The sequence below is a fragment of the Pseudomonas sp. BF-R-26 genome (assembly GCF_019947395.1).
GTDB classification, from domain to species: domain Bacteria; phylum Pseudomonadota; class Gammaproteobacteria; order Pseudomonadales; family Pseudomonadaceae; genus Aquipseudomonas; species Aquipseudomonas farris.
In genome coordinates this window covers 153,913-160,196 of record NZ_JAGYGK010000017.1, presented here as the reverse complement: position 1 = coordinate 160,196, position 6,284 = coordinate 153,913, and the positions used below count along the sequence as shown (strand labels likewise).

General features: G+C 55.9%; 9 protein-coding genes. 5 read left to right on the top strand and 4 right to left on the bottom strand.

Annotation, left to right across the window (positions count from 1 at the left end):
• Nucleotides 1-382: hypothetical protein (locus KGB18_RS24405; RefSeq protein WP_223570618.1), on the top strand; the 382-nt coding region annotated here is incomplete at its 5' end.
• 211 nt (nucleotides 383-593) lie between these two features.
• On the top strand, nucleotides 594-1,049 hold the full coding sequence (locus KGB18_RS24400) for a DUF2214 family protein (protein WP_123720989.1): 456 nt from the start codon (nucleotides 594-596) through the stop codon (nucleotides 1,047-1,049).
• Between the two features lie 191 nt (nucleotides 1,050-1,240).
• On the opposite strand, the gene csrA is transcribed toward KGB18_RS24400, so the two are convergent.
• Nucleotides 1,241-1,435 carry a carbon storage regulator CsrA gene (gene csrA, locus KGB18_RS24395; RefSeq protein ID WP_007905913.1) on the bottom strand — a complete coding sequence of 65 codons (195 nt, stop codon included), beginning with the start codon at nucleotides 1,433-1,435 and terminating at the stop codon, nucleotides 1,241-1,243.
• Nucleotides 1,436-1,683: 248 nt separating this feature from the next.
• Here csrA and KGB18_RS24390 point away from each other — a divergent pair, with 248 nt between their 5' ends.
• Nucleotides 1,684-2,049: an SPOR domain-containing protein gene (locus tag KGB18_RS24390; protein ID WP_123720990.1), complete on the top strand. Its 366-nt coding sequence runs from the start codon at nucleotides 1,684-1,686 to the stop codon at nucleotides 2,047-2,049.
• 73 nt (nucleotides 2,050-2,122) lie between these two features.
• Here KGB18_RS24390 and KGB18_RS24385 read toward each other — a convergent pair whose 3' ends face one another.
• The 3 genes from KGB18_RS24385 to KGB18_RS24375 form a co-directional block, all read right to left on the bottom strand.
• On the bottom strand, nucleotides 2,123-2,812 hold the full coding sequence (locus KGB18_RS24385; RefSeq protein WP_123720991.1) for an endonuclease: 690 nt from the start codon (nucleotides 2,810-2,812) through the stop codon (nucleotides 2,123-2,125).
• A 4-nt stretch (nucleotides 2,813-2,816) separates the two neighbouring features.
• The gene (locus tag KGB18_RS24380; protein ID WP_123720992.1) at nucleotides 2,817-3,086 is read right to left on the bottom strand and encodes a DUF1654 domain-containing protein; all 270 of its coding nucleotides are present in this window, start codon (nucleotides 3,084-3,086) and stop codon (nucleotides 2,817-2,819) included.
• 184 nt (nucleotides 3,087-3,270) lie between these two features.
• Complete coding sequence (locus KGB18_RS24375) at nucleotides 3,271-4,359, bottom strand: asparaginase (RefSeq protein WP_052965369.1); 1,089 nt, start codon at nucleotides 4,357-4,359, stop codon at nucleotides 3,271-3,273.
• Nucleotides 4,360-4,695: 336 nt separating this feature from the next.
• On the opposite strand from KGB18_RS24375, the gene KGB18_RS24370 reads away from it, so the two are divergent.
• Entirely contained in the window at nucleotides 4,696-5,148 is a 453-nt protein-coding gene (locus tag KGB18_RS24370; RefSeq protein WP_123720993.1) for a hypothetical protein, read from the top strand.
• A 178-nt stretch (nucleotides 5,149-5,326) separates the two neighbouring features.
• Nucleotides 5,327-6,283, top strand: a complete 957-nt coding sequence (locus KGB18_RS24365) for a sugar ABC transporter substrate-binding protein (RefSeq protein WP_123356334.1) — start codon at nucleotides 5,327-5,329, stop codon at nucleotides 6,281-6,283.
• Nucleotide 6,284 lies beyond the last annotated feature (1 nt).

Here is a 6,284-nt window from a genome sequence, read left to right as displayed (position 1 = left end):
TGGTGGTGGTGGTAACGGCGGTGGCAATGGTGGCGGTAACGGTGGTGGTAACGGTGGTGGTAACGGCGGTGGTCATGGTGGCAGCGGTAATTCCGGCCATTCTGGCGGCGTCAGCAGCAATGGCCGTGGCGCAGGCTTGAGTAGCGATCACGCAGGCAAAGCCGTTCGCGACCATGGTCTCAGCGGCAACCACTACGGTAATGATCGTAATGGTGATCGTAATGGTGTTAGCGGCCATGGTTCAGTGACTTCGGGCATCGCGAAATCCCGGGATACGCGAGGGGTGACGAAGGCCTCTGCCATTTCGACCTCTACGCCTGGCGATCACAATGTTAAAGGACTGAGCAACGCTCGCACTTCGACTTCAAAAAGAACGGATTAAGTCCAGGTTCTCAAAGCCGGGTATCCATCAGGAGCCCGGCTTTTTTGTGCCCGCTATTTGTCAATTCTGTCTGGCGTTGAAGCCTGGGGCATATTGATCACCCTGGCGGTGGTGATTGCGGATAATCAGCGGAGCCGCGCGCGTGGGCAAATCCCCGCCGATGAACTACTACTGTAGGGCTGTTTCAACTTCGTCTATAAGGAGTATGTCGATGCTGGCTCACTGGTTTCTGGCGGCGATTCACCTGTTGGCCTTTGCGCTGGGCTTCTGGGCGGTACTGACTCGCGGCACGGCTTTACGTCGTCTGACTGCCGGCGTAGGAGAGGCACGCAGCGTTTTGGTGGCGGATAATCTGTGGGGGATCTCTGCAGTCGTTCTCTTGATCACGGGTGGGATGCGAGCCTTTGGCGGGTATGAAAAAGGCACTGATTACTATCTTCACCAACCGCTGTTTCATCTCAAAATGACGCTCTTCGTCCTTATCCTGTTGCTTGAAATTGCGCCGATGGTGACGCTGATCAAATGGCGGATTGCGCTGGGGCGTGGGGCGGCTATCGATACCGGGCGCGCAACGCTGTTTGCCCGTATCAGTCATATCGAAGCGCTGCTGTTGGTGCTGATGGTCGTAGCTGCCACGGGCATGGCGCGTGGGGTAACGTTTGGTTAGCCGGGAAGGAGGAAGCTCTTTCTCGCTGCAAATCCGAAACGTCTGACAGTCATGGCATGGGATGGGCAGTAGTATCGGCTCCACGTTGCGACGGTATCGCAAAGAGGCTGGGCAGAGGGCGATGCGGTGCTTGAATCTTTAGCCAGCCGTTATTCGAGGCAGAATGGGCTGGCTACTGACCACTGCAGGATTCAGGGTGTTTGCGGTTTGTCTGGGGCGGTCAGGCCGGCCTGAATGCGTTGATAGATCTCTTCGCGATGCACCGCAACGTCTTTCGGGGCGTTGATGCCAATCCTGACTTGCTGGCCGCTAACGCCCAGAATGGTGATCGTTATATTGTCACCGATGTTTATGCTTTCACCGACTTTGCGGGTGAGTATCAGCATGGTTTTCTCCTTGATTGCTTGTGGGGCACCTGATTCGGACAGTGCAGAGGTCGGTATAGGTATAGATTAGTGCGAAGTCTCGCAGTTTGGGTGCCTCTTTCTGACGCGCAGATGCTGCATTAATTCCCAAGGCGTAACTATACAGAGGCCGCAACCATCATTCTCGTTGTTTTGCGCCCATTTTGCGGCGCTCGAACAGGATCCATGAGTGTTAAAATCGCCGCTTTCAGCATCCAGAGGGAAGCGTTGTGCGCAAAATGGCCTTGGTAATCGCAGTATTGACGTTGGCCGGGTGCGATGAGGGTAAGGGGGTTGACGCGCAAAAGCCGCAACCGACAGTCGCTTCCGCACCCGCGGCGACAACCGGTCCGCAATGGGACGTCGAGGTACGCGGCGAAACGCCCCAGGCGGTCAGCGACCTGAGCGGCTGGTTGATTGAGCATAGCTTCGTTTCCAGCGTCATCAGGGAGAACGGAAAGGTTCGTATCCTGATAGGGCCGTTCAATTCGAAAACCGAGGCAGAAGCCAAGCAAGCTGAGGTGACGGCAGCGCTTACCCGGGCAAAGAAAAGGAATATCGAGTCGCTGGTGGTCGAACATCCGACGGCTCAATAAATAAAAACAGCGGTTAGAAACGAACAAAGGCCTGGGGTGTAATGCCCCAGGCCTTTGTGTTTTCAGCGGTCGATCAGCCGCAGGCTTTCATGTCTACCGGGCCGACAAACTCGTTGCCGCGCCCCATCACGCACGCCACGCTCTGGTTGCGCTGACGTTCCCAGGCCTGTACCGGATAGGTCTTGTTCCAGGCTTCATACAGTTGCCGATCCTGTTTTGACAGGCGCAAGCCGTACTGCTTGCTCATGTAGAAGTAAGTCCGGGCGATCATGCCGCGAATGGAAGGGCGGGGCATGACCTTCTTCGCCTTGAAGTCGACCTGCGTCAGGCACGAACCGTATTGACCGGTTTGCACCGGCAACCAACCGAAGCTGAAGTTGCTGCGATCGCCATTCACCTCGCCGATGCTTGGCACCAGATTGTGCAGATCGGCCTCGGCTTTCTGATAGGTCGGATCGTACCGCGTGCAGTTCTTGCGACCGCCTTGTTGCCAGCATTCGCGCTGATGGCCGATCTGCCAGGCCGGGACAATGTGCTCCCACTCGATGCGTGAGGCGCGCTTGGCGTTTTTGCGCGGCACATAACCGCAGGCGGCGAGGTCTACACGATTGCCAGTGTATTTGCAGCCGCAATAAAACTCGGTGGATTGGGGGGCGTACAACTTCCACGCGACTTTCTTGGCTTCGCTGAAGGTACGTGGGGCGCCAGCCTGGGCGCCGAGGGTGATGAACAGAAGCAGTAAAGCAAACCAGCGAACACTCATCGACTCAATCTTCCTTCGGCACAACCCAGAAAATCTGCACACCGCCATCATCGCGATGGGCGAGGGTGACGTTGTCGTTCTCGTCGATTTCTTCGAGCAAGCGTTCCCACTCGTCCACGGGTTCGTCCGGAAGACGGAAGATCAGCGCAGCTTTGGCTTTCTGGGCGGTGGGGGAATTGATGATTTTCTGAACGCGCATACCCAGGCGTTCATAGGCGTCAGGAGAGACAGAGGGAGTGGCCACGGAATTATCCTTATTAAGCTGTACGTGCATACAGTATTTAACTGTAAGAATTTTCGCAACTGCTTAAAATTCAAGAAAATCCTCTGACAGTAGTTTTTTCCGTTTGGTGTAGGACGATGGGGATTTTTTTATCGGAAAAGGTCGTGAACCACTCACCAGGGCTGGCGAGTGGTGACAGCGGTGCCCGACCCGGAACAGGTCGGGCGAGGGTGGATCAGTATTCCCAGAACATCCGTTGCAGCTCTTTGCTGTCGTTGGTCTTGGTCAACGCGACCATGGCCAGGATGCGGGCTTTTTGCGGGTTCAGGTCGTGAGCCACAACCCAGTCGTACTTGTCGTCAGGCTGTTCGGCGTTACGCAGTACGAAACCACCGGCGTTGACGTGGGAAGAACGAATGATGTGTACGCCGTCCTTGCGCAGGGCTTGCAGAGCGGGAACTACGCGGGACGAGACCGAGCCATTGCCGGTGCCGGCGTGGATGATGGCTTTGGCGCCTGATTGAGCCAAGGCTTTGTAAGCGGTGTCGCTGACGTTGCCGTAGGAGTAGGCGATTTCGACGTCAGGCAGGCTCTTGATGGTTTTGATATCGAATTCCGAATCCATGGTGTGGCGCTTGGCTGGCAAACGGAACCAGTAGGATTTGCCTTCGACCACCATGCCCAGTGGGCCCCAGGCACTTTTGAACGCCTCGGTCTTGATGTTGATCATTTTGCTGACGTCGCGACCCGACTGGATTTCATCGTTCATGGTCACCAGTACGCCTTTGCCGCGCGCGTCTTTGCTGCTGGCCACGGCGACGGCGTTGTACAGGTTCAGCATGCCGTCGGCCGACATGGCGGTGCCTGGGCGCATGGAACCTACGACGATGATCGGCTTATCGGTTTTTTCCACCAGGTTGAGGAAGTAAGCGGTTTCTTCCAGGGTGTCGGTGCCGTGGGTGATGACAATGCCATCGACATCATTGCTGTCGGCCAACTCTGCCACTCGACGACCCAGTTGCAGCAGGTTGTCGTTGGTGATGCTTTCGGACGCGATCTGCATGACCTGTTCGCCGCGAACGTTGGCCAATTGGCTCAGTTCTGGAACCCCTGCGATCAACTGTTCGATACCGACTTTCGCCGCTTGATAGGTGGCGCTATTCGCGGCGCTGGCTCCCGCGCCAGCAATGGTGCCGCCGGTGGCCAGGATCACCACGTTCGCCAGTTTCTGTTGGGTTTCGACTTCTTTTGCCTGAAGGGCGGTCGGAAGGAGTAGCAGGAGGGCCAAAGCGCCCGGAATAAAAGTGTTGAAGGCAGATTTCATTATTGTTTTCTCTCGTAGTGAAACGTTGCGGATGCAGGTTCATCTAGACACGGCCCCAAGCAGATCTGAACGCCGGGGGTGTAGGAGAAGAGCAGGATCTGTACCAGCCTGATACTCAACAATAAGATCTTTTAACCTGATGATTCTTATACGAATTATTGAAACGTCTGGAAAAGTATTCGCACTTGGTTGTCCGGGTTTCCGAACATGAGCAGCTTTTACGTTCGGCTCTCCGACCTTTATTGAGAAAGTCGCCTTGCAAAATCGGAAATCAGTGCTAAAGAAACCCCTGCGCAGGTCGATGCTCCTTTAAAGGGATCTTTTCCAGGAGTTCACATGTCGTTTACTGTCGGTTTTCCAAATGCAGCCGCAATCACTATCGCGGGCAAGTCCCCGGCGACCATCAATGCCTTGAGTGAAGCGACGTCTGACGCCTCGGCCCAAGCGCTGGGCGAAGAAGAGGGGAGCGACAACCAGGTCAGAACCGGTGGCGCTGCGCAGACTCAGGGCGAAAGCAAATCCGAAAAAAGCAGCAATCAAAGTATTGCGGTGCAGGTTTTGCTCAAGCGCATGCAGGAACTGCAGCAGCAATTGCGCGAACAGCAGCAACAACTGTCGGCCGCTCAGGTAGCGAATTATCCGACTCCGGAAGCCAAAGCCACTGCTGTCATGTCAATTCAGGGGCAAATCGCCGATACCAGTGGTGCGCTCGCGCAAGTGACAGGCAATCTGGTGAAAGAGCTGGCCAAGGGTTCCAGCAGTGGCAATCTGGTCAGCACCACGGCGTGATGCAAAAGGGTTGGCTTTTGCCAATCGAGACACAAAACAGGTCGTTGACAAATTTCGACAGGGTTCGCATAGTTCGGTCTACGCAAACGTTTGCGCAGTCGCCCTTGAGGCTTTATCCCGTAAGGGCAGGGTCTAGCGCAAGCGTTGCTCAGAATAATCATAAGATCGGAGTGAACCCATGAAGCTGCCATTCGCTGGACGTCTTCTCGCTGTCGCAATGCTGGCTGCGGCATCCGCCGCTTTGCCCGTCTCTTCGGCTTTCGCCGAAACCCCTGAAAAACCTAAAGTCGCGCTGGTCATGAAATCCCTGGCCAACGAATTCTTCCTGACCATGGAAGACGGCGCCAAGGCTTACCAGAAAGACCACTCCGGCGACTTCGAGCTGATCTCCAACGGCATCAAGGACGAAACGGATACGGCTGGCCAGACGCGTATCGTCGAGCAAATGATTTTGTCCAAGGTCAACGCGTTGGTCATCGCTCCGGCAGATTCCAAGGCCATGGTTCCGGTCATCAAAAAAGCGGTCGATGCCGGCATCACCGTGATCAACATCGATAACCAGCTGGACCCGGCCGTGGTCAAAAGCAAAAACATCACCGTTCCGTTCGTAGGCCCGGATAACCGCAAAGGCGCGCGTCTGGTGGGTGAGTATCTGGCCAAGCAGCTGAAGGCTGGTGACGAAGTCGGCATTATCGAAGGCGTTTCCACTACCACCAATGCCCAGCAGCGCACGGCAGGCTTCAAGGATGCGATGGAAGCGGCGCAGATCAAAGTCGTGTCCCTGCAGTCTGGCGATTGGGAAATCGACAAGGGCGGCAAGGTTGCCTCGTCGATGCTCAGCGAATACCCGAACATCAAGGCCCTGTTGGCCGGCAACGACAGCATGGCCGTCGGCGCAGTATCTGCCGTACGCGCGGCGGGCAAGGCCGGCAAGGTGCAAGTGGTTGGTTACGACAACATCAACGCCATCAAGCCAATGCTCAAGGATGGCCGCGTCCTGGCCACCGCTGACCAGTTTGCTGCCCGGCAAGCGGTGTTCGGCATTGAGACTGCGCTGAAAATCATCAAAGGCGAGACAGTCGATAGTGGCGTCAACGGCGTCATCGAAACTCCGGTAGAGCTGGTTACCAAGTAGT

Coding starts and splice junctions, on each gene's coding strand:
- KGB18_RS24380 (WP_123720992.1), bottom strand. CDS start 3,086: ATGCACGTACAGCTTAATAAGGATAATTCCGTGGCCACTCCCTCTGTC.
- csrA (WP_007905913.1), bottom strand. CDS start 1,435: ATGCTGATACTCACCCGCAAAGTCGGTGAAAGCATAAACATCGGTGAC.
- KGB18_RS24375 (WP_052965369.1), bottom strand. CDS start 4,359: ATGAAATCTGCCTTCAACACTTTTATTCCGGGCGCTTTGGCCCTCCTG.
- KGB18_RS24365 (WP_123356334.1), top strand. CDS start 5,327: ATGAAGCTGCCATTCGCTGGACGTCTTCTCGCTGTCGCAATGCTGGCT.
- KGB18_RS24400 (WP_123720989.1), top strand. CDS start 594: ATGCTGGCTCACTGGTTTCTGGCGGCGATTCACCTGTTGGCCTTTGCG.
- KGB18_RS24385 (WP_123720991.1), bottom strand. CDS start 2,812: ATGAGTGTTCGCTGGTTTGCTTTACTGCTTCTGTTCATCACCCTCGGC.
- KGB18_RS24370 (WP_123720993.1), top strand. CDS start 4,696: ATGTCGTTTACTGTCGGTTTTCCAAATGCAGCCGCAATCACTATCGCG.